The 24442-nt window shown below is 64.8% G+C and carries 20 protein-coding genes and 1 pseudogene; 10 read left to right on the top strand and 11 right to left on the bottom strand.

The annotated features are described in order from the left end of the window. Positions 1 to 26: 26 nt before the first annotated feature. Positions 27 to 926 (top strand): DMT family transporter, encoded by a 900-nt coding sequence (locus QXZ85_RS07380; protein WP_316165205.1) that lies wholly within the window; start codon positions 27 to 29, stop codon positions 924 to 926. Positions 927 to 1055: 129 nt separating this feature from the next. Here the strand turns inward: QXZ85_RS07380 and QXZ85_RS07375 are convergent, their stop codons facing one another. Genes QXZ85_RS07375 through QXZ85_RS07360 form a run of 4 tightly spaced genes read right to left on the bottom strand, consistent with a single transcriptional unit; the run spans position 1056 to position 3514 of the window. After that, on the bottom strand, positions 1056 to 1526 hold the full coding sequence (locus QXZ85_RS07375) for a DUF1178 family protein (RefSeq protein WP_315744557.1): 471 nt from the start codon (positions 1524 to 1526) through the stop codon (positions 1056 to 1058). Next, a complete protein-coding gene (locus QXZ85_RS07370; RefSeq protein ID WP_315702505.1) occupies positions 1523 to 2401 on the bottom strand; it encodes a carbon-nitrogen hydrolase family protein in 879 nt (292 codons plus the stop codon). The genes QXZ85_RS07375 and QXZ85_RS07370 overlap by 4 nt, the downstream gene beginning before the upstream one ends. Then, positions 2398 to 2673: a glutaredoxin 3 gene (gene grxC / locus QXZ85_RS07365; protein ID WP_315702506.1), complete on the bottom strand. Its 276-nt coding sequence runs from the start codon at positions 2671 to 2673 to the stop codon at positions 2398 to 2400. Before grxC ends, QXZ85_RS07370 begins: the two co-directional genes overlap by 4 nt. 31 nt (positions 2674 to 2704) lie before the next feature. Further along, positions 2705 to 3514, bottom strand: a complete 810-nt coding sequence (locus tag QXZ85_RS07360) for a ComF family protein (protein WP_316173862.1) — start codon at positions 3512 to 3514, stop codon at positions 2705 to 2707. 79 nt (positions 3515 to 3593) lie between these two features. Here QXZ85_RS07360 and QXZ85_RS07355 point away from each other — a divergent pair, with 79 nt between their 5' ends. Beyond that, positions 3594 to 4439: a methyltransferase domain-containing protein gene (locus QXZ85_RS07355; RefSeq protein WP_315744558.1), complete on the top strand. Its 846-nt coding sequence runs from the start codon at positions 3594 to 3596 to the stop codon at positions 4437 to 4439. 122 nt (positions 4440 to 4561) lie between these two features. Here QXZ85_RS07355 and QXZ85_RS07350 read toward each other — a convergent pair whose 3' ends face one another. Continuing rightward, positions 4562 to 4972 carry a (deoxy)nucleoside triphosphate pyrophosphohydrolase gene (locus QXZ85_RS07350; RefSeq protein WP_315702509.1) on the bottom strand — a complete coding sequence of 137 codons (411 nt, stop codon included), beginning with the start codon at positions 4970 to 4972 and terminating at the stop codon, positions 4562 to 4564. 293 nt (positions 4973 to 5265) lie between these two features. On the opposite strand from QXZ85_RS07350, the gene QXZ85_RS07345 reads away from it, so the two are divergent. Together QXZ85_RS07345 and QXZ85_RS07340 are read left to right on the top strand one after the other, a co-directional pair. Beyond that, positions 5266 to 6612 carry a TadE/TadG family type IV pilus assembly protein gene (locus QXZ85_RS07345; RefSeq protein ID WP_315702510.1) on the top strand — a complete coding sequence of 449 codons (1347 nt, stop codon included), beginning with the start codon at positions 5266 to 5268 and terminating at the stop codon, positions 6610 to 6612. Positions 6613 to 6834: 222 nt separating this feature from the next. Further along, complete coding sequence (locus QXZ85_RS07340; protein WP_315702511.1) at positions 6835 to 7086, top strand: hypothetical protein; 252 nt, start codon at positions 6835 to 6837, stop codon at positions 7084 to 7086. Between the two features lie 4 nt (positions 7087 to 7090). Here the strand turns inward: QXZ85_RS07340 and argJ are convergent, their stop codons facing one another. Together argJ and QXZ85_RS07330 are read right to left on the bottom strand one after the other, a co-directional pair. After that, positions 7091 to 8332, bottom strand: a complete 1242-nt coding sequence (argJ, locus tag QXZ85_RS07335; protein ID WP_315702512.1) for a bifunctional glutamate N-acetyltransferase/amino-acid acetyltransferase ArgJ — start codon at positions 8330 to 8332, stop codon at positions 7091 to 7093. A 317-nt stretch (positions 8333 to 8649) separates the two neighbouring features. Further along, a complete protein-coding gene (locus tag QXZ85_RS07330; RefSeq protein ID WP_316173860.1) occupies positions 8650 to 9567 on the bottom strand; it encodes a peptidylprolyl isomerase in 918 nt (305 codons plus the stop codon). 389 nt (positions 9568 to 9956) lie between these two features. Here QXZ85_RS07330 and secA point away from each other — a divergent pair, with 389 nt between their 5' ends. Beyond that, positions 9957 to 12803 (top strand): preprotein translocase subunit SecA, encoded by a 2847-nt coding sequence (gene secA / locus QXZ85_RS07325; RefSeq protein ID WP_315702514.1) that lies wholly within the window; start codon positions 9957 to 9959, stop codon positions 12801 to 12803. A 284-nt stretch (positions 12804 to 13087) separates the two neighbouring features. On the opposite strand, the gene QXZ85_RS07320 is transcribed toward secA, so the two are convergent. After that, positions 13088 to 14380, bottom strand: coding sequence for a flavin-dependent oxidoreductase (locus QXZ85_RS07320; protein ID WP_316173858.1), 1293 nt, complete (start codon positions 14378 to 14380; stop codon positions 13088 to 13090). A 256-nt stretch (positions 14381 to 14636) separates the two neighbouring features. Between QXZ85_RS07320 and QXZ85_RS07315 the strand changes: the two are divergent. Further along, a pseudogene (locus QXZ85_RS07315) lies at positions 14637 to 15603 on the top strand (glycerophosphodiester phosphodiesterase). A gap of 216 nt (positions 15604 to 15819) precedes the next feature. Here QXZ85_RS07315 and QXZ85_RS07310 read toward each other — a convergent pair. The 3 genes from QXZ85_RS07310 to QXZ85_RS07300 all read right to left on the bottom strand — a co-directional run bounded on the left by QXZ85_RS07310 (position 15820) and on the right by QXZ85_RS07300 (position 19075). Next, the gene (locus QXZ85_RS07310) at positions 15820 to 16290 is read right to left on the bottom strand and encodes a GNAT family N-acetyltransferase (protein WP_315744569.1); all 471 of its coding nucleotides are present in this window, start codon (positions 16288 to 16290) and stop codon (positions 15820 to 15822) included. Positions 16291 to 16391: 101 nt separating this feature from the next. Beyond that, a complete protein-coding gene (locus QXZ85_RS07305) occupies positions 16392 to 18299 on the bottom strand; it encodes an acyl-CoA synthetase (RefSeq protein WP_315769328.1) in 1908 nt (635 codons plus the stop codon). A gap of 332 nt (positions 18300 to 18631) precedes the next feature. Then, entirely contained in the window at positions 18632 to 19075 is a 444-nt protein-coding gene (locus QXZ85_RS07300; protein WP_315702519.1) for a MarR family transcriptional regulator, read from the bottom strand. A gap of 213 nt (positions 19076 to 19288) precedes the next feature. On the opposite strand from QXZ85_RS07300, the gene QXZ85_RS07295 reads away from it, so the two are divergent. From QXZ85_RS07295 to QXZ85_RS07280, 4 genes are all read left to right on the top strand, one after another. Beyond that, positions 19289 to 20467, top strand: coding sequence for a substrate-binding domain-containing protein (locus QXZ85_RS07295; protein WP_315764597.1), 1179 nt, complete (start codon positions 19289 to 19291; stop codon positions 20465 to 20467). Between the two features lie 244 nt (positions 20468 to 20711). Then, positions 20712 to 22226 carry an amidase gene (locus QXZ85_RS07290; protein ID WP_315702521.1) on the top strand — a complete coding sequence of 505 codons (1515 nt, stop codon included), beginning with the start codon at positions 20712 to 20714 and terminating at the stop codon, positions 22224 to 22226. Positions 22227 to 22262: 36 nt separating this feature from the next. Next, positions 22263 to 23120: a branched-chain amino acid ABC transporter permease gene (locus QXZ85_RS07285; protein WP_315702522.1), complete on the top strand. Its 858-nt coding sequence runs from the start codon at positions 22263 to 22265 to the stop codon at positions 23118 to 23120. A gap of 4 nt (positions 23121 to 23124) precedes the next feature. After that, a complete protein-coding gene (locus tag QXZ85_RS07280; protein WP_316173855.1) occupies positions 23125 to 24345 on the top strand; it encodes a substrate-binding protein in 1221 nt (406 codons plus the stop codon). The last annotated feature ends 97 nt before the right edge of the window (positions 24346 to 24442 follow it).

Here is a 24442-nt window from a genome sequence, read left to right as displayed (position 1 = left end):
TGGCTGCGTTCAGCCGGCTCTCAGTTATGCTCTCCCTCACCTCGCTCTGGATTCCCTTCACCCTGATCGCCGCCGCCGGTCAGGTCGCGCGCAACGCGATGCAGCGGTCGTTGACGGCGAAGCTCGGCACGTGGGGCGCCACCAACATCCGCTTCCTGTTCGGCTTCCCGTTCTCGCTGTTGTTTCTGGCTGCGGTGCTGCTGAGTACGGGCGACCACCTGCCGTGGCCGCCGGCTGCGTTCTGGCCCTGGCTGCTCCTGGGTGCGCTGACCCAGATCCTCGGTACCGGCCTGATGCTTCTGGCCATGACCGACCGGTCCTTCGTGGTGACGACCGCGTATCTGAAAACGGAGGCGATCCAGACCGCGATCTTCGGGTTCGTATTCCTGGGCGATCCGCTGTCGGTCGCCAAACTGGTTGCGATCGGGATCGCGACCCTCGGCGTGGTGGTCACGGCGCTGCGGCCAGGCGGCGAGACGCGCTATGCGGCATGGAAGCCCACCATCATCGGCCTGGTCGCGGCCGCATCCTTTGCGCTCTCGGCGGTCGGCTTTCGCGGCGCGATCATCGCGATCGAAGGCGTCTCATTCGTGACGGCCGCGTCCTACACGCTGGTCTGCGGCCTGTTCGTGCAGACGCTGATCCTGAGCGTTTACCTCTTGGCGCGGGCGCCGGAGGTGCTGCGGGGCATCCTCGCGCTGTGGCGGCCGTCGATGCTGGCCGGCTTCGTCGGCGCGTTCGCCTCGCAATTCTGGTTCCTGGCCTTTGCGCTGACCGCGGCCGCCAATGTCCGCACCCTCGCGTTGGTCGAGGTGCTGTTCGCGCAGGCCGTATCGCACTATTCGTTCAAGCAGCCGGTGTCATTGCGCGAAGTTTCGGGCATCGTGCTGATCGTTGCCGGCGTGGCAATGCTCATTGGGGTGTGAGAAGCGCTCCCGATATCCGCCTCCACCGTCATTGCGAGGAGCGAAGCGACGGAGCAATCCGGAATTCTTGCCGAACTCTGGATTGCTTCGCTGGCGCTCGCAGTGACGCGGAAGACTGCTCGCCTCGCGTCAATTCCGGTCGTCCGGCAGAACCGGCAGCGGCGCCACCTCGATGCCTTCGTCGATCAGCTCGCGCGCTTCCTGCAGCGAGGCCTCGCCATAGATCGGCCGGTGCTCGGTCTCGCCGTAATGCATCTTGCGCGCTTCGGTCGGGAAGCGCTCGCCGACATCGTCGGCGTGCTTGACGATGTGGTCGCGCAGCTCCTTGAGCTTGGCGCGCAGCTCCTGCTCCTGCGCTATCATCAGCGGGGTCGGTCCGGGCGGAATGACCTCGGCCGCCGGGGCGGGGACCGGCAGATTGGCCTCCCGTCCCTTCTTGCCGACGATCCGCGGCGCCATGATCGCCTTCTCGACCTTGGTCGAGCCGCAGACCGGACATTCCACCAGCTTGCGCTTCACCTGCGATTCGTACGCGGACGAACTCTGAAACCAGCTGTCGAACGCATGGTCGCGTTCGCAGCGCAGGGCGTAGCGGATCATACCGATCCCCGCACCAGGTGCAGATAGTCGGGGCCGGCCTTGGGGTCGGCGACGCTGAAGCGCCGGCCGTGCTGCAGGGAGGGGATCGCCTTGCGCGCGGTCTCGACGCGGGAGGGATCGATGCGCGCCAGGAACACGCCGGGCTCGACGCCGCCTTCGGCCAACACCTCGCCCCAGGGATCGATGATGAGCGAATGGCCGAAGGTCTCGCGCTTGTTCTCGTGCAGGCCGCATTGGGCGGCCGCGAACACGAAGCAGCCGGTCTCGATCGCCCGTGCCCGCAGCAGCGTGTGCCAATGCGCTTCGCCGGTCTTGCGGGTGAACGCGGAGGGCACGCTGATGAACGAGGCGCCGCTCTCGGCCAGCGCCCGATAGAGCGCCGGAAAGCGTACGTCATAGCAGATGGTCAGTCCGATCCGGCCCCAGGGCAGGTCCGAGATCACGGCGGTCTCGCCCGGCTGGTAGTTCGCCGATTCCCGGTAGCTCTCGCCGCCCGGCAGATCGATGTCGAACATGTGGATCTTGTCGTAGCTCGCGAGGATATCGCCCTCCGGGCCGATCAGGAAGGAACGGTTGACCGCCTTGTCCTCGGAGAAGCGCAGCGCCAGCGACCCGATATGCAGATGGATCTTCAGCTCCTTGGCCAGCGCGCGATAGGCCTTCAGCGAGGGATCCTCGTCCTCGCTCTTCAATTGCTCGAACAGCGCCGCCCGGTTGAGCTGCATCATGTTGCTCACTTCCGGCGTCTGCACGTAGTCGGCACCTTGCGCGACCGCCTCCCGGATCAGCCTTGTGCCCTGCTCGAGGCTCGGCTCAGGCAGGAGGGAGGTGCGCATCTGCACCATGGCGGCCGTGAAGCTGCGATCCGTGCTCATGATGTTGCCTTTTCCCCCGCCAGCATCGCGTCGAGCCGGCCCTCCCGATCGAGCGCATAGAGATCGTCGCAGCCGCCGATATGTCTCTCGCCGATGAAGATCTGCGGAAAGGTCGAGCCGGGTCCGACCCGATCATACATCTGCTGCCGGTACGACGGGTCCTTGCCGGCATCATATTCGGTGAAAGTGGCCTTCTTGCGAGAAAGCAGCGACTTGGCTGCGGAACAATAGCCGCAGCCCGGGCGGGTGTAGATTTCAATAGCAGCTGTCATCTCGCGCTCGAATGTTTTCCAAAGTGCAGGATTATATGGGACTTCGCGGCGCATCGACAACCCGGGCGAAGACCAGCACGCTGACCTCTGCAGCCTTGGCCCTGAGCAGCGCGCGTGCGCAGGCGTCGACCGTCGCACCTGTTGTCAAGACATCGTCGACCAGCACGATCCGGCGCCCCTGCACATCGGAAAGGCAGTCCGGCGCGACCTGGAAGGCGCCCTGCACGTTGCTGGCGCGCTGGCTGCGCGACAGCCCGACCTGCTGCTCGGTCGCGCGCACCCGGCGCAGGAGGTCGCTCCGGAGCCTGACGCCGGTCTCGCGTGCGACCGACCGCGCCAGCGCCCCGGACTGGTTGTAGCGGCGGCCAAAGCCGCGCCGCCAATGCAGTGGCACCGGCACCAGCGCATCGGCGCCCTCGAGCAGCTCGCGGCCGGCCCGCGCCATCCAGCGGCCCATCACCGGCGCGAGATCGGTGCGATCCTGGTATTTCAGGGCGTGAACCAGGGTGCGGGCCACCTCGTCATAGCGGACCGCCGCGCGTGCCCTCGCATAGCCCGGGGGGCTCGCGATCGCTTCCATCGACAGCAGCTCCGGGCCGGGATCGTAGACGAAGGGAATGCCGAGCTTCGGACAATAGGGGCGTTCGATGAACGACAATTTGCCCCAGCAGGCGGCGCAGACGCCCTCGCCATCCACCGGTTCGCGGCAGGAAATGCATAGCGTCGGCAGGGCGATGTCGAGCGCGAGCTTGGCGAGGCCAGCGCAAGCGCCGTTGATGGCGCCGAAAGCGGTGCGCATCCTGGTCGCAGCTGAACGGAGGGGAGCGATGCCGACGTCCATGCGTTGACGGTACCGCCGCTCCCGCAGAGGCTCAAGCGGCGGATTGCTAAGGCCCCTCAGATCGGCGTAACCACGGACCATGACGACCAATCCCAATTCCGCGCCCATCCTGTTCGATCGCGCGCTGCTGGCAGCGCGGCAGCGCCGCGCGGCGCGCGCGCCCGAGACGTTCCTGATGGAGCGCGTCGTCGAGGACATGGGCGACCGGCTGCTGGCTGTGAACCGCAGCTTTGCCGATGTTGCCGACATCTGGTCGCCAGGCGGCCTGCGGGCGCCGTTCGTCGATCGCTTTGCAAAATTCTCGTATGTGGTCGCGCCGGAGACCGCGCGGGAGGAACTGGGCGTCGCGCCACAATCGCTCGATCTGGCGCTGTCCGCGCTCGCGTTTCAGTTCGTCAACGATCTGCCCGGCGTGCTGGCGCAGATCCGCCGCAGCTTGCGGCCCGACGGGCTGTTGCTGGCGGCGATGATCGGCGGCGACAGCCTGACCGAGCTGCGGCAGGCGTTCGCTGCCGCGGAGGCCGAATGCGAGGGCGGGGTGTCGCCGCGGGTGGCGCCCTTCGCCGATCTGCGCGACATCGGCGGCCTGTTGCAGCGTACCGGATTCGCGCTTCCTGTCAGCGATGTCGATCGCGTGGTGGTGCGCTATGCCAATGCGTTCAGCCTGATGCAGGACATCAGGCGCATGGGCGCCGCCAACAGCCTGATCGAGCGGCGGCGCACGCCGACCCGCCGGTCGACGTTGCTCCGTATGGCCGAGATCTACGCCGAGCGGTTCGCCGATCCCGACGGCCGCATCCGTGCCACCTTCGATATCATCTGGCTGTCGGGCTGGGCCCCGCATGAGAGCCAGCAGAAGCCGCTGAAGCCCGGCTCGGCGACAGCCAGGCTTGAGGACGCGGTGAAGCGCGGAACGAAGGCTTAAGTCCGCATGTCACTCGTCATGCCCGCGCTCGTCGCAGGCATCCCACGTCTTTCCCGCTGCCGCATCGTGGATGGCTAGGCCAAGCCGGCCATGACGGCGTATGCGGTGCGGTCCGTGCTCCGTCACATCAACAGATCGATCAGATGCGGAATCAGCGGAATGTCGGCGGGCGGCATCGGATAGTCGCGCAGTTTGTTGGCCCGCACCCAGGCAAGCGTCTGGCCCTCGCGCGCCGCCACCTGTCCTTCCCAGCGCCGGCAGATATAGAGCGGCATCAAGAGGTGGAAATTCTCGTAAGCGTGGCTCGCAAAGGTCAGCGGCGCGAGGCACGGCTCGCTGACGGTGATGCCGAGCTCCTCATGCAGCTCGCGGATCAGGCTCGTTTCCGGCCGTTCGCCGGGTTCGACCTTGCCGCCCGGGAATTCCCAGAGGCCTGCCAGCGTCTTGCCGGGCGGACGCTGCGCCAGCAGCACGCGCTTGTCGGCATCGATCAGGGCGCAGGCGACGACGAGCGTGAGTTTGAATTCGGCCATGTTCGATGCTGTTCGCTCTTCGCGGTTCGATGTCTACAGGCTGCAGCCACGCCGCAGCGGTTACCGTTCTTTAACCAGTGAATTCGAAGTTCGCCAGCTGCCTGCTGCAGATGCTGCACGAGGGTCCGAATTCGACGTTCGCCGACGAGGCCGCTTACGAAATGGAGCGAACTTCGGATTCCGACCTTGGAAGGGGCCGATTTCTACGATCGAAATAAGCCAAGTTTAATCTGTTTTCGCGCAATTCTACGGGACTTGGCCGTTACAGGCGCACGTTCGTCAGGCATTGTCCCATGAGTTCTTTGTCCAGTTTATTCACGCGATTTCGCCGCGACACCAAGGCCAATATTGCGGTCACCTTCGCCATCGTCTGCGTGCCGGTGATCTCGGCGGTCGGCTGCGCTGTCGACTATAGCCGTCACAACCAGGTCCGGGCCAAGCTGCAGGCCGCAGTCGACGCTGCCTCGGTCGGTGCCGTGTCCAGGACGTCGCCGGCCTTCGCTGCTGCGGGCTCGATGACTTCGGATGGCACGATCGACGTGGGCAATACCGATGCAAAGAACATCTTCAACGGCAATATCGCCGGCAGCACCGGCTACACGCTGACCAGCCTGACGCCGCTGGTGGAGAAGAAGGGTTCGGTGGTCACCGCCACCGTGTCTTACACGGCGACCATGCCGACCATGTTCATGAACGTGGTCGGGATCAAGTCGATGACCATGAACGGCTCCTCGACGGCCACGGCGACGATGCCGAAATATATCGATTTCTATCTGCTCCTGGACAACTCGCCGTCGATGGGCGTGGCGGCGACGCCGGCCGACGTGACCAAGATGGTCAGCAACACGCCGGACAAGTGTGCTTTCGCCTGCCACGACTACAACACGTCAAAGAATTACTACAATCTCGCCAAGTCGCTCGGTGTGACCACGCGGATCGACGTGTTGCGCAGCGCCACCCAGCAACTGATGGATACGGCGGCGCAGACCCAGACCTATCAAAACCAGTTCCGGATGGCGATCTACGATTTCGGCGCAGCGTCGAAGACGATCGGCCTGCGGGCGCTGTTCAGCCTGTCATCGAGCCTGTCGAGCGCCAAGACGGCGGCCGGAAACATCGACCTGATGGGGGTCTACGGCAACAACGACGCCTACACCGCCGACAAGGACACCCAGTTCAGCACCATCTTTCCCGCGATCAACAACCAGATCCCGAACCCGGGCGACGGCAGCGCCGGCTCGCCGCTCAAATATCTGTTCTTCGTCTCCGACGGTGTGGCGGACGAGAGCAACACCGGCTGCCTGAAGCCGATGAAGAACACGACCTTCGGCAATATTTCGCCGCGCTGCCAGTCGCCGATCAATCCCGCGCTCTGCAAGACGCTCAAGGACCGCGGCATCAAGATCGCCGTGCTCTACACCACCTATCTGCAGCTGCCGACCAACAGCTGGTACATGGCCTGGATCGATCCCTTCAACAAGGGACCGTTCGGTCCATCACCGAACAGCGAGATCGCGCAGAACATGCAGGCCTGCGCCTCGGACGGCTTCTACTTCGAGGTCTCGCCGACGCAGGGGATCGCGGACGCGATGAACGCGCTGTTCAAGAAGGCGGTCGCCGACGCGCGCATCAGCGGTTGAAGTCTGCTCGGGCTCTGCAGCTGCATGGAGGCATTGATTTATAACTCCGCCTCAGCTCTATTCGCGCTCCAGTTGTCGTCGCAATCGTCGGGCGGGACAGGCATGATCAGGACAATAGGATTTGCGTGGATGGTGGCTTTGGTGCTCAGCACCCAGGCCTCCGCGGGGACCTGCAGTGTTCCTTTCATCAGGACCCTTAACAATCAGACTGTCGAAGGAACAATGTTCGCGGTCACCGGCAAGCGCTGCAGCATCATTCTGACGCGTTCAATGGGACCGACTTTTGGCACGCGGCTGGTTTCCCCGCCGAGCAACGGCGCCGTCTCGATCAGTGGCAACCGGATCGTGTACGTGTCTCGGCCCGGCTTCGTCGGCGAGGATCATCTCGTCTATGCGCGCGAGGGGCAGGACATGCTTAATCACCCGGTCACGCGCACCGTCAATCTCACGGTCAAGGTCGCAGGGCGGCTCTGAGCGGCTACGACCTGTAATCGCCGTTGATAGCGACATAGTCCTTGGTGAGGTCGCAGGTCAGCACGCGGTCGCGGCCCTTGCCAAGGCCGAGCGCGACCTTGATCTGGATGGTCTGCGCCTTCATCGCCTCCGAGACTTCCGTCTCGTCATAGGACGGATCGCGCGCTCCCTTGTTGGCGACGCGGATGCCGTTGAACGAGATCGAGAGCTTGTCGCGATCGGCCGGCTCGCCGGCCTTGCCGACAGCCATCACCACGCGGCCCCAATTGGCGTCCTCGCCGGCGATCGCGGTCTTCACCAGCGGCGAATTGGCGATCGACATCGCGATCTTGCGCGCCGACGGCTTGCTCTTGGCGCCCTCGACGATGATCTCGACCAGCTTGCGTGCGCCTTCGCCATCGCGGGCCACCTGCTCGGCCAGGTTGGCCAGCACGGCGTTGAAGGCCTTGACGAAGGCCTTAAGCCTGGGATCGCTGGCCCGGCTGATCTTCGGCGCGCCATTGGCGGCCGCCGCACCGGTGGCAAAGGCGAGCAGGGTGTCGGAGGTCGAGGTGTCGCCGTCGATCGTCACCGCGTTGAAGGTGTCCTCCACGCCGGCCTTGAGCAGCGCCTGCAGCGCCGGGGCGGAGATCGGTGCGTCGGTGAAGATGAAGGACAGCATGGTCGCCATGTCGGGCGCGATCATGCCGGCGCCCTTGGCCATGCCGTTGATCGTCACCTTGGCCTTGCCGAGCTTCACGGTCGCGGTCGCGACTTTCGGGAAGGTGTCGGTGGTCATGATGGCTTGCGCAGCGCCCATCCAGTCCTCGGGTATGGCGGTGCCGGCCAAGCCCTGCAGCACGCCGTCGAATTTGGTGGCGTCGAGTGGCTCGCCGATCACGCCGGTCGAGGCCAGGAAGATCTCGTCCTGCTTGCAGCCGACGGCCTTGGCAGCGATCGAGGCGGTCAGTGCAGTCGATTGCCGGCCGGTCTTGCCAGTGAAGGCGTTGGCATTGCCGGAATTGACCACGAGCGCGCGGGCCTTGCCGCCCTTGAGCTTGGCACGGCACCATTCCACCGGCGCCGAGGGACATTTGGACAGCGTGAACACGCCGGCAACGGTTGTGCCAGGGTCGAGCAGGGCCAACAGGACGTCGGTGCGGTTCTTGTAGCGGATGCCGGCGGCCGCGGTGGCGAGCTTGACGCCCGCAACAGCGGGCATATCGGGAACGTCGGTCGGGGCGAGCGGAGAAACGGCTGAGGACATCGGGCTTCCGGCGGCAGGATTGGCGGGAGCCGCTCTGTATCACTTTCGATGCCAGGGTGGGAGAGTGAGTGCGCCGTACTCCGCTGTCGTTCGCGCGAACGCGGGGACCCATAACCACCTGAGTTGCTGACGTGCCCGGTACTTGCCGCGTGCCCGCATCGAGCATCACGCGATCTGGGTCCCGGCGCCGGGACGACACCGTTGATGCGGAGACGTCCTGTGCCCCCGCGGACGGGCGTCGCCAAAAAAAAGCCCCGGCGCAAGGCCGGGGCGATACTGATTATGACGAGCGGATGACGCGTATGGCGTCCCTCGTTTTACTTCTTCGCCGGATCGGCCGGCTTGCTTGCATCCGCCGGCTTCGCGGCATCCGGCTTGGCGGCCGCATCCGCCGGCTTGTCGGTGCGCTCGATCTTGGCGTCGGCGCGCAGCTTGGCGACGTAGTCGGCCTGCGCCTTGCGGGTGACATAGGTCTCGATCTGGCTCTTGACCTGGTCGAACTCCGGCGGCTTGCGGTTGCGCTTCTCTTCAACCTTGATGATGTGCCAGCCGAACTGGGTCTTCACCGGATCGGAGATCTTGCCCGGCTCCAGCGCGAAGGCGACCTTGGCGAATTCCGGGACCATCTGCTCCTTGGTGAAGAAGCCGAGATCGCCGCCGTCGGAGGCGCCGGGGTCCTTGGACTTCTTCTTCGCGAGTTCGGCGAAGTCGGCACCCTTGTCGAGCTCAGCCTTCACGGCCTTGGCTTCGTCCTCGGTCTCGACCAGGATATGCCGGGCATGCACCTCCTGCTCGCCGCCGATCTGCTTGGAGGCCTCGTCATAGACCTTCTTCATCGCATCGTCGGTGGTCGCGGTCTTGCCCTCGCTGGCGAGCAGGCTGTCCATCAACAGGCGGTTGCGGGTCAAGGCGAGGCGCTTCTTGAAATCCTCGGTGTCGGCGATCTTCTTGTCCTCGGCCGCCTTCGCGACGAGCTTCATGTCGATCAGGAACGACAGCACATTGTCGTCCCGGCTGGCCGGATCCATCTGTGCCAGGCTCGGCCCCAGCTCCTCCTCGGCGAGCGCCACGTCGCTTTTGCGGATTTCAACGCCGTTCACCTTGGCGAGCACGGGGTTCGGGTCCTCCGCGGCGCGCACGGGGCCCGCGATCAGGGTCAGCGCGAGACTGCCGGCCAGCGCGGTCGCGAGGCCGAAGCGCAGGCCGGTTTTCGTAACCGGGAACGAGGTGGTCATGGAAAATCCTTCTTGAAGTGAGGGCGCGAGAGGGACCTCAAAGCGGCGGGACACTCGCCCAATCGCGCGGCCTTGGCAACGCGAAAAGTCTGTCAATTTCGTGAAATTAGCGACAGGTCAGGGCCGATTTGGCGAGCGCGGCGCGCCGTTGACAAGCATGCCCCCCAGCCATATCTCTGGCCGATCGCTTCAAGGGCGATAGCGCTTATTTTACTGCGTTTTTGGCCGTTGGACCTTGGTTTGCTCACATCCCACGCATCTGGCGGTACTGCGCGAGCTCCCAACCTTGAGCCGGTCTGCTGGTGCTGCGGTGCGTCATCATGGGACCGGGGCGAACCGGATAGACCCTCTACGGCTGCAACGCAGACCCACATAGGCAGGATTTTCGCATGATCGGCGCGCTCGCCCGCAAGTTTTTCGGCTCCGCCAACGACCGACGGGTCAAGGGGTACCAGGCGCGTGTCAACGCGATCAACGCGCTCGAGCCGGAGGTGGCCGCGCTGTCGGACGAGGCCCTGAAAGCCAGGACCGAGGAGTTCCGAAAGCAACTCGCCGAGGGCAAGACGCTCGACGACATCCTGGTGCCGGCCTTCGCGACCGTGCGCGAGGCCGCCAAGCGCACGCTGGGCCAGCGCCATTTCGACGTGCAGCTGATCGGCGGCATGGTGCTGCACGAGGGCGACATCGCCGAGATGAAGACCGGCGAAGGCAAGACCCTGGTCGCGACGCTCGCGGTCTATCTCAATGCGCTCGCCGGCAAGGGCGTGCATGTGGTGACCGTCAACGACTACCTCGCCCGCCGCGACGCCGGCTGGATGAGCCAGATCTACGGCTTCCTCGGCCTGACCACGGGTGTCATCGTCCACGGCCTCGACGATGCCGAACGCAAGGCCGCCTATGCCTGCGACATCACCTACGGCACCAACAACGAATACGGTTTCGACTATCTCCGCGACAACATGAAGTACCGTCTGGAGGACATGGTCCAGCGCGGGCATTATTTCGCGATCGTCGACGAGGTCGACTCCATCCTGATCGACGAGGCGCGCACCCCGCTGATCATCTCCGGTCCGCTCGATGATCGCTCCGACTTCTACAACACCATCGACACTTTTGTGCCGCGACTCGACAAGACCGACTACGAGGTCGACGAGAAGCAGCGCACGGTGACGCTCACCGAAGCCGGCATGGAGAAGATCGAGACCCTGCTGCGCGATGCCGGGCTCCTGAAGGGCGAGTCGCTCTACGACGTCGAGAACGTCTCCGTCGTGCACCACATCAACCAGGCGCTCCGCGCGCATACCTTGTTCACCCGCGACAAGGACTACATCGTCCGCGACGGCGAGGTCGTCATCATCGACGAATTCACCGGACGCATGATGCCCGGCCGCCGCTATTCGGAAGGCCTGCACCAGGCCCTGGAGGCCAAGGAGCACCAGCCGGTCCAGCCGGAAAACCAGACGCTCGCCTCGATCACCTTCCAGAACTACTTCCGCATGTACGACAAGCTCGCCGGCATGACCGGCACGGCCGCGACCGAGGCCGACGAGCTGTTCGACATCTACAAGCTCGAGGTGGTGGAGATCCCGACCAACCTGCCGGTGGCCCGCCTCGACGAGGACGACGAGGTCTATCGCACCCAGCAGGAGAAATACGCCGCGATCCTGGCCGAGATCGAACGCGCCAATGCGCGGCTGCAGCCGGTGCTGGTCGGCACGGCGTCGATCGAGAAGTCGGAAGTGCTGGCCGCCTATCTCAAGCAGCACGGCTACAAGCAGATCGATTTCGGCAGCGAACGCGCGCTCGACAAGCTCTACGCGGCCGCCCGCGCCGGCAAGCCCGCCAAGCTGTTCGCGGTGCTGAACGCGCGCTTCCACGAGCAGGAAGCCTACATCGTCGCGGAAGCCGGCGTGCCCGGCGCGATCACGATCGCGACCAACATGGCCGGCCGCGGCACCGACATCAAGCTCGGCGGCTCGCTCGACATGCGCATGCAGCTCGAGACGGCGGGCATCACCGACGAGGCCGAGAAGGCCAAGAAGATCGAGCAGATCAAGGCCGATGTCGAGCGCTTCCGCGAGATCGTCTTGAAGGCGGAGGAGACCGTCGAGGTCGAGCCTGCGAAGGGTTCGAAGGCCGCCAAGACGGTGCAGAAGCCGGGCGGGCTCTATATCATCGGTTCGGAACGCCACGAGTCCCGCCGCATCGACAACCAGCTGCGTGGCCGCTCCGGTCGTCAGGGCGATCCCGGCCGCTCCAAGTTCTTCCTGTCGCTGGAAGACGATCTGATGCGGATCTTCGGCTCCGACCGGCTCGACAGCATGCTGACCCGGCTCGGCCTGAAAGAGGGCGAGGCCATCATCCATCCCTGGATCAACAAGGCGTTGGAGAAGGCGCAGCAGAAAGTCGAGGCGCGCAACTTCGATATTCGTAAGAATCTCCTGAAGTTCGACAACGTCCAGAACGACCAGCGCAAGGTGATCTTCGATCAACGCGTCGAGCTGATGAAGGACGACAGCGTCGCCGAGACCGTCGCCGACATGCGTCACGCTTTCATCGACGATCTCGTCGCCAAGCACGTTCCCGAGCATGCCTATGCCGAGCAGTGGGACGTTGCCGGTCTGAAGGAAGAGCTCAAACGCGTGCTCGATGTCGATCTGCCGGTCGACGAATGGGCCAAGGAGGAAGGCATCGCCGAGGAGGAGCTGCTCAACCGCATCGAGAAGCATGTCGACGAGCGGATGGCGGCCAAGGTGGCGCAATGGGGCCCCGACGTGATGCGCTACGTCGAGAAGACGATCCTCTTGCAGACGCTGGACCATCTCTGGCGCGAGCACCTGATCATGCTGGACCATTTGCGCCAGGTGATCGGCCTGCGCGGCTACGGCCAGCGCGATCCGCTGCAGGAGTACAAGTCGGAAGCCTTCACGCTGTTCGAGGCCATGGTCGCTCACCTGCGCGAGGCCGTCACGGCGCAGCTGATGCGGGTCGAGATCGTGCCGCCGGAAGAGCAGCAGCAGATGCTGCCGCCGATGCAGGTGCACCATGCTGATCCGAACACCGGCGAGGATGAGATGGCGTTCGCCAATGTCTCGCTGGCACCGGCCGCCAATGCCGCCGTCGCCGAGGCGCGGGACCCGAAAAATCCCGAGACCTGGGGCAAGGTCGGCCGCAACGAGGACTGCCCGTGCGGCTCCGGGAAGAAGTACAAGCACTGCCACGGCCGGTACGCGTAACGTTTGAGGGCGGATTCTCAGCCCTCATCGCAAACGTAGCGATGAAATCCAGAGTCGCGTCCTCGTCCCTGGACTGCGTCGCTCCGCTCGCGATGACCTTGTTGGCCGAGCTGCCTCCCAGCCTCCCGCCGTCATCCCGGCGAACGCCGGGATCCATAACCACAGAGCGATGTGGTGAGGTGCGCTGGTCGCTCCAGCGTGCTTCCTAACTGATAACGGTGAGTATAGGTCCCGGGTCGGCGCCCAGCGCCGCTGGGCTTGCCCGGGACGACAGCGAGTTCGGATCAGGCGGCGTTCGCCTGCACCTTCGCGCCTTCCGCGATCGTCCGCGGCGCGGCGTTGAGTTGCTCGACCGCAAAGCCCGCGGCCTTCTTGTAGCCGGCCATGAAGGCGTCGCGCTCGGCCGGCGGGATCACGTCGTCGATGTTGGTGAACGTGCCGCCGCAACGTTCGTCGACCATGTTGAGCAGGCCGAACGGGCCGGCGCCACGGTTGCGCAGGATGACTTGCGAGATCGGACCGCACAGCTTTGCATCGTAGGCGACGAGAGCGGCCGGCGTGACGCCGTGCTCCAGCATCGCGACGCCCAGCACGCGAGCGTCGACGATGGCCTGGCTCGCGCCGTTCGAACCGGTCGGATACATCGCATGCGCGGCATCGCCGAGCAGCGCCACCGGACCATCGACCCAGGTCGGAATCGGATCGCGGTCGATCATCGGGTTCTCATAGGCGCCATCGCTGCCTGCGATCAGGGCGGGAACGTCGAGCCAGTCATAGGTCCAGCCGGCGAAGTGGTGCGCGAAATCGCTGACCGGGACTTGCCTGAACCAGCCGGTCTGCTTCCAGCCCTCGGAATTGTCCATCGTGACCTCGGCGATCCAGTTGATCAGCGCCAGACCATCCTTGTCGGGATGGGAGATCGGATAGATCACCACGCGATGCCGATGGGTGCCGAGCCCGACGAAGGACGCCCCGGTACGGATCGGCTTGGCGCGGGTGACACCCCGCCACATCACCGCGCCGCCCCAATGAATCGGCGGCTGGTTCGGATGCATCTGCGACCTAACAGCGGAGTGGATACCGTCGGCGCCGATCAGTAGCCTGCCGCGCGCCTTCGAGGTCGTGCCATCGGCGTGCTCGATCAAAGCGGTCACGGAGCCGTCTGCATTCTTCACGTACGCATGGACGCGGCTGCCGAGCCGCACGGCGTCGCGCCCGGCCCGCTCGATGAACGTCCGGTAGAGCAGCAGATGGAATTGACCGCGATGCACGGCATATTGCGGCCAGTTGTAGCCGGCCAGCACGCCGCGCGGCTCGGAATAGATGTCGTTGCCGTTCAGCCCGACCAGCGCCCATTCCTTGGCGGGCACGCCGACCCGGTCGAGATCGGCCGCGCCGATGCCGAGGTCATATAGCTCGCGAACCGCATTGGGCTGCAGGTTGATGCCGACGCCGAGCGGACGCATCTCGCGCACCCCCTCATAGACAATGCAGGGCACGCCGATCTGCTGCAGCGTGAGCGCGGTCGCGAGGCCGCCGATGCCGCCGCCGGCGATGATTACGGGAAGGTCGGTCATGGGCATGGTCCGTCGCGCAAGCTCGAAAGAAGGTCTGGAAGAGGCTGGATGCGTCGCGTTATGGCGAGGCGGCCTTGCACCGCGTCGAGCTCCCTCCGGATGGCGCCGGCATTGGCGCCGGTCTTGGAGCTTAGGCCTAATTCAGAAGGGTAGGCGAGACAAGGGAAATGGGGACCGGCGTGCTGCGGTATGATAGGCTTACGTCATGTGGTTTCGTCCTCTCGCGGCATCGTTTTTTCTGCTCGCAAGCCCGGCCATGGCATTCGACATCGAGGCCCATCGCGGCGGCCGTGGACTGTTTCCGGAAAACACGCTGCAGGCCTTCGCCGCCGCGCTGGCGATGGGCGTCGATACGCTCGAGCTCGATGTCGGCGTCACCCGTGACGGCGTGCTCGTGGTCTCGCATGAGCGGCGGGTCAATCCTGACTTGGCGCGCGATGCGAACGGCAATTATGTCGCGCCGCCCGGGCCGCTGCTGATCGAGCGGCCGCTGGCCGAGGTGCAGTCCTACGACATTGGCCAGATCCGACCCGGCAGCGCCTATGCAAACCAGTTTCCGGAGCAGCATGCTCTCGCGGCCCCGGCCTTTCCGCCGCCGCGGATTCCGACGCTGAAGGAGGTCATCGATCTCGTCCGCAGCTCCGGCAACACCACCGTGCGGCTCAACATCGAGACCAAGCTCGATCCGGATCATCCCACCGAGGCGCCGGAGCCGGAGCGCTTCGTCACGCTGCTGCTCGACCTCCTGAAGGCAGAGAACTTCACCGACCGCGTGATGATCCAGTCGTTCGACTGGCGCACGCTGCAGCTGGTGCAAGCGCGCGCCGGATATCCCGACCGTCTATCTCACCCTGCAGCGAGGCAAGGCGCCGACCGCGTCGTTGGATGCGGCCACGAGCTGGACCGCGGGCTTCAATCCAGCCGACCATGGCGGCTCGCTGCCACCTACGATTGCCGCAGCCGGCGGCGCAGTCTGGTCGCCTTATTTCCAGGACGTCACGCCTGCGCTGGTCGTCGAGGCGCATACCCTGAAGCTGCGCGTCGTGGTCTGGACCGTCAACAAGCCGGAGGACATGGCGCGCCTGATGGACATGGGCGTCGATGGCATCATCTCGGACCGGCCGGATTTGCTGCGCAAGGTCGCGGTAGACAAGGGGTTCGCAAAGCCGCTGGGAGTACTGCGCGTTCAACGGCTTGGGCCGGGCCTTCCGGCGAAGGATTAGCTGCGGTCGCTTGCCCCGCGATACGGCTCCGACAGAAGCGAGCTGTTGCACACAGACGGTCCGCTCCCTCTCCCCGTCCTTCACGGGGAGAGGGTTGGGGTGAGAGGCAGACGCGCGGGGATTCTTGCTGTTGGATTGGACCCGCTCACCCGGATCGCATCTTTCGACGCCATCCGGCCTCTGCTCTGCGTAAGCTCCGTTCGCGCGCAGCCCCGGTCAAGGCGCCAATCGTTTGCTCATGAACAGGCTTAACGGATCGAGTTGGTAGCTACCGAAAGGCCCACATTCCTGATAGCCGGAGCTGCGATAGAGCTGGATTGCCTGCGGCTGGCTGATCCCCGTTTCTAGGCTGACGCGCTCGATCCCGCGAGCCTTGGCCTCGCGTTCCAATGTCACGAGGAGCTTGCGTCCGAGGCCACAGCCCCGGGCAGCTTCGCGCACGAATAATCGCTTGATCTCGCCATGTCCTGGAACGAGGAGCCGAAGGGCGATCGAGCCCAGCAGCGTTCGCTCGCGACGGGCGGCAAAAAAGACGACTCCGGGTGCCGAGAGCGCGTTGGCGTCGATGGGATGATTGCTTTTATCAGGGTAGAGCGTCCGCAAATATGCGTCGGCCTCTGCGATGAGGCCGGCTATGTCAGCTTGCTTGGCGTCTTCGACCGCAATGGCGATATCCGTATGGTTCATCTGCCCCGGCCCTGCAAACGCAACGAAACACGCAGGCGTTGTACCAGACCATCTCCGTCTCGATCAAACGTCGAGACGGCGGCTTCATTCGAAACCAAAAATCACTCCTGCACCACCTCGTGCCGCATCACGAACGGCGCCAGCAGCGTATGCACCTCGTTCTCGATCGCCTCGCGCGCGTCCGCCGGCACATTCCGCAACGTCACCGTCGCGAGGCTGCCATGGCTGCCGTGCGGGCCGACCTTCACGGTGCAATCGATGCCGCGATCGGTCAGCTGCGACAGCGCCTTGGTGAACACGCGCGTCGCTGCGTCCCAGCGCAGCTGCGGCTTGAACACCTTGCCGACGCCGGTGAGCGGCATCGGGTCGATCGGGATGACCTGCACGGGGACGGCCGCCCGCTCGGGCGTGCGTGCGCGTACCCAGTCCTCGAGCTCGCCCGGCTGCACGGACGCGCCCGCCTTGAGCTGCACATAGCCGACCGGCAACTCGCCGGCGTAAGCGTCGGGTTGCCCGACCACGGCGGCGAAGCCGACCGCCGGATGCTGGAACAGGATGTCCTCGATCGGCGCGGGATCGATGTTGTGGCCGCCGCGGATCACCAGATCCTTGGCGCGGCCGGTGATCCAGAGGAAGCCGTCCTGGTCGAGCCGGCCGAGATCGCCGGAGTTCACCCAATGGCCCTCGACGAAGGCGCCTTTGTTGTGAGCGTTGTCGAGATAGCCCGAGAACACGCCGGGGCCGGCCATGGTGACGACGCCGATCTCGTCCGTGGCGCAGTCGCGCTCATAGGTGCCGCTCGCGTCGAGCTTGACGATCCGCACGCGCGCGTAAGGCAGCGGCAGGCCGACCGAGCCGAGCCGGATCGGCTGGTCGGGATAGGCCATGGTGTGCACGCTCGAGGTCTCGGTCATGCCGTAGACCTCCACCACCGGCAGCTTGAGCTTGTCCTGGATGGCCTGGCCGACCGCGACCGGAATCGCCGAACCGCCGCCGGCGGCATAGCGCAGGCTCGATATGTCGGCATTGCCCTGCGGGATTGCGAGCGTCGCCGCCAGCACGGTCGGCACGCTCGACAGCGTCTCAGGCCTGAAGCGTTCGACCAGGCCCCAGATGTTGCGGACGGCGGCCGGATTGCGCCATCCGGAAGGCGACAGCACCACGAGCGAGCCGCCGGCGCTGAAGGTCGGCAGCGCCTGGGTCAGCGATCCCCCGACGTGAAACAGGGGCATGCCGAACAGCAGCGTGGCGCCGGGCCTCGTCTTCAGAAGCAGGTTCACGGCCCAGGCCTGGTAGACCTGATTGCCGTGGCTGTGCCGCACCAGCTTGGGCGTGCCCGTGGTGCCGCCCGTATGGAAATAGGCGGCGGTGTCGCTGGCTGCGATCTGCCGGCCGCTGACCAGGCGATCGGCCGGCTGCGGCGTGATCAGGTCGTTGAAGGCGAAAATGCCGTTGGCGGGGTCGCCGCCGCCATGCACCTGTACGATCGCCTTCAGGTGCTTCAGGCCGCCGCGCACCTTCTCGACCTTCTGCCAGATGTCGGTGCCGGGCACGGGGCCGAGCGCCACCAGCACTTTGGTCCGTGCGGCGTCGAGGATCTCGGCGATCTGGTGCGGCTCCAGCAGCGGATTGACCGGGTTGGCGATCCCGGCGGCCTCGGCGCCGAACAGCGTGATGAAGGCCTCCGGCAGCAGCGGCAGCATGAAGCTGACGACGTCGCCGGGACCGACGCCGAGCGCGTGAAACATGTTGGCGGCCTGCGTGACCTTGGCCACGAGGTCGCGATAGGTCAGGACGAGCGGCGTGTCTGCAGGATCGGCGTTGGCAAGAAACTGGATCGCCGGTGCGTCGAGGTTGGCGGCCGCACCGCACTTGATCGCGTCGAACGTGCTCTGCGCCGCAATGCGCTCGGCGTAAGGGACTTGTTCGAAAGCGCGGATATCCGCCGCAGTGGCGAAGTTCGGATAATCGCTGCCGATCATGCGATCGAGCAGGTGGATGCCTGTCATGGCCTTGATCCTCCCGGTGACGTTCCTTCCCGGCCGGCCTCCGCGAGAGGAGGTCGCCCGCCGGTCGCGCGCGGGCTCTTTGGCCCGTTCGTCGCGACCGATCACGTCAACAATGATGGAGGATTCGGCTGGCGTCCATCGCCGGTTTGAGCCGCGTTCGATTTGCCGCAGATTGAGCGACATGATCGCCGTCGTCCCGGCGCATGCCGGGACCCATAACCACCGCCGCCTGTGTTGCGATAATTGTTACTCGAAGCCTGCCAAAAACGACTGCTGCGGCGTTTGGGTCCCGGCGTGCGCCGGGACGACACCGTCCTATCGGGGACCGATCGTCAGCTCGCCGCGTCGATCAGATTCTCCAAGAGCCGCTTCAGTTCGCCGGTGGCCTTGCCGCCATAGTTCTCCACGATGTGGGCTTCCTGGCTCACCGCGAGCGAATTGAGGCGCTTGCACAGCGCCTTGCCGCGGTCGGAAATGAACATCAGCACCTTGCGGCGATCCTCCGCATCCTGCCGGCGATAGACCAGCGAGTCCGACACCATGCGGTCGACCATCTTGGTCAAGGTCGGATGATTGAGCAGGACCGCGTCCGCGAGCTCGCCCATCGAGTGCCCCTCGCCGTCGGACAGCACCTTCAGGATGCGCCATTGCTCCACCGGCACGCCCTCGGTGCTGAGGCGCGTTTCCAGCTGCCGGTTGATCTCCCGGCTGGCCTGCGCGAGCAGATAAGCGAGATGGTCGGTGAGGGGCGCGTCAGCGCTGGGCGGTTTGGCCACGGTGGAACTTCACTGGTCAGCGGAATTGAATGAATGTCCGGCAGTTGCTGCCGCTTCTATATGCATGCCAATTCTTGAACTTTCAATATTTTCAAATAGGATATTTGTGGGCGCGGGTGCTCAAATTACTGGCTTCAATAATTACTGGCTTCAATCGTCGGCAAAGGTGCCGGCCCGTGCATGATGGCCACGCATGACGGCCAAGGAGTGAGTGTGCTTTCGACAGTCCCTGTCTCAGCTCATGTCAACGTCCCGCCGCATCTGCTGTTCAGGGGCTCGCCCGCGCCGTCCGGCGTGCCGCGCTTGTCTCCGTTGGATCGCGACCGGTTCGAGCGGGGCGGCGCCCGCAACAAACTGCGGATCGGCAACTTCCTGACTTTTTCCGGCTCGCCGGGAATCTGGGGGCCGTCATCGGTCAACAGTGCGCTGCTGGCAGTCGCCGAGATCAATGCGCGCGGCGGCATTCTCGGGCGCGAGCTCGAACTTGCGATGTATGACTCCGGCGGGGCGATCGAGGATGTCGTGCAGCGCGCCCGCGACGCGGTCGAGTTCGATGAAGTCGACATCATCATGGGCTCGCATATCAGCGCGGTCAGGGTGGCTCTGCGCAAGGTCACGCGCGGCCGCGTGCCCTATATCTACACGCCGGTCTATGAGGGCGGTGAGCGCACGCCCGGCGTGATGGCGATCGGCGAAGTCCCACGCAGTCAGACCCGGCCTGCGATCCACTGGCTTGCCGACACCAGGAAGGCGCTGCGCTGGTACCTGATCGGCAGCGACTATGTCTGGCCCTGGCAATCGCACCGGTCGATCAAGACCTATATCGCGGAAGCCGGTGGTCAGATCGTGGGCGAGGAGTTTGTGCCGGTCGGCGAGGACAATCACGAAGCACATCTGGCGCGGATTCGCGCCGCGCAGCCCGACGTCGTGCTGATCTCTCTGATCGGCACCGATAGCATCACCTTCAATCGGGCTTTTGCGGAGGCCGGCCTTGCCGCAACCACGTTGCGGCTGGCCGGTGCGATGGACGAGACGGTGCTGCTCGGCATCGGCGCTGACAACACCGAGAACCTGTTCTGCGCCTCCGGCTATTTCAACTGTGTCGGTTCCAAAGCCAATGACGATTTCATGAGCCGCTATACCGGCATGTTCGGCGTCCATGCGCCGCCGGTCGGCTCCGTCGGACAGTCGAACTACGAAGGATTGCGTTTCCTGCAGGCGGCTGCTCAGCGCGCCGGCTCGCTGGCGCTGCGGCCGCTCCAGGCGGCCGGCCGCAACCTCGTCTATGCCGGCGGGCGCGGGCCCGTCACGATTCGCAACGGCCGGGCCGAGATGCCGATGTATCTTTGCCAAGCAGACGGCCTCGACTTCAGCGTCATCAGGACGTTCTGAGTTTGCCGGAAAGCTAAAGGGATCGTCATCGCGGGCGGAGTGACTTGTCCGCCATAGCCCGAAGGGCGACGGCGTCGCTGACGCTTGTCGCGATCACGAAGCTCAAGCCGGCCCCGGCATAAAATAATTCTTGAAAAGGAAAATATTTCAGGTTCTAGTAATTCCGACGCGTTGCCGAGCCTGCCCGGGCTTGGCTGCGTGCAAGAAACGTATCGCGCAACAAAACAGCACCCAGGAGAGCGCCGTGTCGGTCGTGCTTCCCACTCCCAGCCAACTCCAAGACGTCGCCACGCAATGTGGCCTGTCGCTAACGGATGAGGATGTCGCCTCGTTCCGCGGCCTGATGCAGGGATCGGTCGAGGCCTATAATCTGGTGGCGGCGCTGCCGGACGAGGTCCCGGAGGTGAAATATCCGCGCACACCCGGCTATCGCCCGCAGCCTTCGGAGAATCCGCGCAACGCCTGGTATCGCAAGGCGACCGTGAAAGGGGCCGCGTCCGGCAAGCTCAAGGGCAAGACCGTCGCGCTGAAGGACAACATCATGCTCGCCGGCGTTCCCATGATGAACGGCTCGGCGACGCTGGAGGGCTATATGCCCGACTTCGACGCCACGGTCGTGACGCGCATCCTGGATGCCGGCGGCGAGATCGCCGGCAAGGTGCATTGCGAATCCTTCTGCATGTCGGGCGGCAGCCACACCGGCGCGACGGGCCCGGTGCACAACCCGCACAAGATGGGCTATTCGGCCGGCGGTTCCTCATCGGGCGCTGGCGTCGTGGTCTCGCTCGGCGAGGTCGACATGGCGATGGGTGGCGACCAGGGCGGCTCGATCCGCATGCCGGCCTCGTTCTGCGGCATCTACGGCCTGAAGCCGACCTGGGGCCTCGTCCCGTATACGGGCATCATGCCGATCGAGATCTTCGTCGATCACACCGGGCCGATGACGGCGACGGTCGAGGACAACGCGCTGCTGCTCGAGGTCGTCGCGGGCGACGACGGCTATGATCCGCGCATCAAGGCCCCGAAGGTCGAGGAATACACCAAGGCGCTCGGTGCCGGCGTGAAGGGCATGAAGATCGCCATCTTGAAGGAGGGCTTCGAGCAGCCCGGCGCGGAAGCTGCGGTCAATGAGAGCGTCAAGGAAGCCGCCAAGCGCTTCGCCAGCCTCGGCGCGATCGTGGAAGAGATCTCGATCCCGATGCACCTGATGGGGCCGGCGATCTGGACCCCGATCGGCGTGGAGGGCATGACCCAGACCATGATGGTCGGCGACGGCTACGGCCTGAGCCGGCCCGACCTGTACTCGACATCCTTGATGGATTTCCATCGCGGCTGGCGCCGCCAGGCCGACGCGCTGTCGGAAACCACCAAGCTGTTCCTGCTGTTCGGCACCTACATCAACAACATCTACGGGCCCCGCTTCTACGGCAAGGCGCAGAACATCTCGCGGCGGCTGACCGCCGCCTATGACCACGCGCTGTCCAAGTACGATCTCCTGCTGCTGCCGACCACGCCGATGAAGGCGACGCCGCTGCCGGAGCCGACCGCAAGCCGCGAGGACTATGTCGCGCGCGCGCTCGAAATGATTACCAACACCGCCCCGTTCGACATCAGCCATCATCCCGCGATGTCGCTGCCCTGCGGCATGGTCGATGGGTTGCCGGTCGGCCTGATGCTGGTCGGCAAGCATTTTGCAGAGACGACGATCTATCGCGCCGCGCACGCCTTCGAGCAGGCCGGCGATTGGAAGAAGATGTGAGGGAGCCGCCGTTGCCGCCGGAATGGACCGTAAGCCATGGCTAGTTCGTTCGTCGCCGGCTTCGAGATCCTGAGCTTTGCCGCGATCATCGTGCTGGTGGTGCTGGGCCTCGGCATCATCGCCAGCATGATGGGCATCTTCAACTTCGCCCAGGGCGAGTTCGTGCTGCTGGGCGCGTATATCACCTACCTCGCCCATTCGCATGGCATGCCGGTGTGGATCGGGATGGCGGCGGCGCCGTTCCTGGTCGGGGGGCTCGGCTTCGTCCTGGAGGCGCTGATCATCCGGCGCTTCTATGCTGCGCCGATCGTGGCGATGCTCGGAACCTATGCGCTGAGTCTGATCATTCGGGAAATCGTGCGCGGCCTGATCGGCGGGTTGTATCTCTCCGTGCCGGAGCCGATCGGCGGTTCGATCGATCTCGGCAGCGTGCACATATCGGCTTGGCGCTTCGTGATCGTGGTGGTCACGGTCGCCGTCATGATCGGTTGTTACTTGCTGCTGTCGCGCACGAGCTTCGGACTGCGGGTGCGGGCAACGCTGGAAAATCCGGCGCTGGCGCGAGCCTCGGGGATCTCCACCGCCAAGATCTATGGTGCGACCTTTGCGTTCGGTGCTGCGCTCGCCGGCCTTGCCGGCGCGCTGGTGGTGCCGGTGTTCAGCCTGTTCGCCGATCTCGGCATCCGCTTCCTCATCCAGGGCTTCGTCGCGGTCATGGTCGGCGGCGTCGGCTCGTTCATGGGCCCGGTCGCGGGCGCGGCCGTGATCGGCACCATGAGCGCGGCGCTGCCATGGGTGATGGCGCCCGTCATCGCCGACGTGCTCGTCTTCGTTCTCGCCATCGCTTTCATCAAATTCCGGCCGCAAGGCCTGCTATCTGGCAAGGGGGTTTAGTTTCATGTCTGAGTTTCATGGGGATCTGTCGCGCCGGCGCTTCCTGTCCGGCTTGGCCGTCGCCTCCGGCGCGATCGCGACCGGAGTCGGCAGCTGGGTGATCCGGCCCGAGTGGGCCAATGCGGCGGAAGGCCCGATCAAGGTCGGTATCGCCACCGACCTGACCGGCCCGATGGGCTATGCCGGAAATGCCGACGCCAACACCGCCAAGATGGTGATCAAGCAGCTCAACGATGCCGGTGGCCTCTTGGGCCGGCCGATCGAACTGTTCATCGAGGACACCGCGTCGAACGAATCGGTCGCGGTCGGCAACGTGCGCAAGTTGACCCAGCGCGACAAGGTCGACATGGTTCTCGGCGGCATCACCTCGTCGATGCGCAATGCCATCAAGGACCCGATCGTCGCGCGGGGCAAGACGCTCTACATCTACCCGCAGCTCTACGAAGGCAAGGAGTGCACGCCCTATCTGTTCTGCACCGGACCGACGCCGGCGCAGCAATGCGACGAGTTCATTCCCTGGCTGATCAAGAACGGCGGCAAGAAGTTCGCGCTGCCCTCGGCCAATTATGTCTGGCCGCATGTGCTGAACGAATATGCGCGCAAGGTGATCGAGGCGAACGGCGGCGAGGTCGTGTTCGAGGAATATTATCCTCTCGACCAGGTCGACTTCTCCGCGACCGTCAACCGCATCGTCTCCAACAAGGTCGACGTCGTCTTCAACACCATCATTCCGCCCGGCGTCGGCCCGTTCTTCAAGCAGCTCTATGAGGCCGGCTTCCAGAAGAACGGCGGGCGGCTTGCCTGCGTCTACTATGACGAGAACACGCTCGGCATCAACCAGGCCAGTGAGATCGAGGGGCTGGCAAGCTGTCTCGACTACTTCAAGGTGCTGACCAAGGACGATCCGGTCTCGGCCAAGATCCAGGCGGCCTATGAGAAGGACTATCCCGGCAACTTCCTGTTCGCCGCGGGTTCGGCTGCGACCGGCACTTATCGCGGCCTGATGCTGTGGGCGGCCGCTGTGAAGGAGGCCCGCAAGGTGGATCGCGAGTCGGTCGCGGCCGCGCTCGATCACGCCAAGATCGCGGAAGGACCGGGCGGGCCCGCAGAGATGGTGCCGGGCAAGCGCCACTGCAAGATGAAGATGTATACGGCGGTGGCCAAGGGCGGAAAGTACGAGATCGTCGCGCGCAGCGAAGGTCTCGTCGATCCGAAGGAATGCTGAGGCGTGATGAGAAGCTGCTTGTGAATGGCGCGACTTCCTCGTCCTGAGGAGCTTGGCGAAGCCAAGCGTCTCGAAGGACGAGGCCTGGATAGGAATG

Source organism: Bradyrhizobium sp. SZCCHNGR1005 (genome assembly GCF_032489995.1).
Lineage (GTDB): Bacteria > Pseudomonadota > Alphaproteobacteria > Rhizobiales > Xanthobacteraceae > Bradyrhizobium.
The sequence above is the reverse complement of the archived record's forward strand: the minus strand, read 5'-3'. Positions and strand labels throughout refer to the sequence as shown.

What these genes read in the sequence shown, in the direction of transcription:
- QXZ85_RS07380 (WP_316165205.1), top strand. Translation starts at nt 27, where the DNA reads ATGCTCTCCCTCACCTCGCTCTGGATTCCCTTCACCCTGATCGCCGCC.
- QXZ85_RS07375 (WP_315744557.1), bottom strand. Translation starts at nt 1,526, where the DNA reads ATGATCCGCTACGCCCTGCGCTGCGAACGCGACCATGCGTTCGACAGC.
- QXZ85_RS07370 (WP_315702505.1), bottom strand. Translation starts at nt 2,401, where the DNA reads ATGAGCACGGATCGCAGCTTCACGGCCGCCATGGTGCAGATGCGCACC.
- grxC (WP_315702506.1), bottom strand. Translation starts at nt 2,673, where the DNA reads ATGACAGCTGCTATTGAAATCTACACCCGCCCGGGCTGCGGCTATTGT.
- QXZ85_RS07360 (WP_316173862.1), bottom strand. Translation starts at nt 3,514, where the DNA reads ATGGACGTCGGCATCGCTCCCCTCCGTTCAGCTGCGACCAGGATGCGC.
- QXZ85_RS07355 (WP_315744558.1), top strand. Translation starts at nt 3,594, where the DNA reads ATGACGACCAATCCCAATTCCGCGCCCATCCTGTTCGATCGCGCGCTG.
- QXZ85_RS07350 (WP_315702509.1), bottom strand. Translation starts at nt 4,972, where the DNA reads ATGGCCGAATTCAAACTCACGCTCGTCGTCGCCTGCGCCCTGATCGAT.
- QXZ85_RS07345 (WP_315702510.1), top strand. Translation starts at nt 5,266, where the DNA reads ATGAGTTCTTTGTCCAGTTTATTCACGCGATTTCGCCGCGACACCAAG.
- QXZ85_RS07340 (WP_315702511.1), top strand. Translation starts at nt 6,835, where the DNA reads ATGTTCGCGGTCACCGGCAAGCGCTGCAGCATCATTCTGACGCGTTCA.
- argJ (WP_315702512.1), bottom strand. Translation starts at nt 8,332, where the DNA reads ATGTCCTCAGCCGTTTCTCCGCTCGCCCCGACCGACGTTCCCGATATG.
- QXZ85_RS07330 (WP_316173860.1), bottom strand. Translation starts at nt 9,567, where the DNA reads ATGACCACCTCGTTCCCGGTTACGAAAACCGGCCTGCGCTTCGGCCTC.
- secA (WP_315702514.1), top strand. Translation starts at nt 9,957, where the DNA reads ATGATCGGCGCGCTCGCCCGCAAGTTTTTCGGCTCCGCCAACGACCGA.
- QXZ85_RS07320 (WP_316173858.1), bottom strand. Translation starts at nt 14,380, where the DNA reads ATGACCGACCTTCCCGTAATCATCGCCGGCGGCGGCATCGGCGGCCTC.
- QXZ85_RS07310 (WP_315744569.1), bottom strand. Translation starts at nt 16,290, where the DNA reads ATGAACCATACGGATATCGCCATTGCGGTCGAAGACGCCAAGCAAGCT.
- QXZ85_RS07305 (WP_315769328.1), bottom strand. Translation starts at nt 18,299, where the DNA reads ATGACAGGCATCCACCTGCTCGATCGCATGATCGGCAGCGATTATCCG.
- QXZ85_RS07285 (WP_315702522.1), top strand. Translation starts at nt 22,263, where the DNA reads ATGGCTAGTTCGTTCGTCGCCGGCTTCGAGATCCTGAGCTTTGCCGCG.
- QXZ85_RS07280 (WP_316173855.1), top strand. Translation starts at nt 23,125, where the DNA reads ATGTCTGAGTTTCATGGGGATCTGTCGCGCCGGCGCTTCCTGTCCGGC.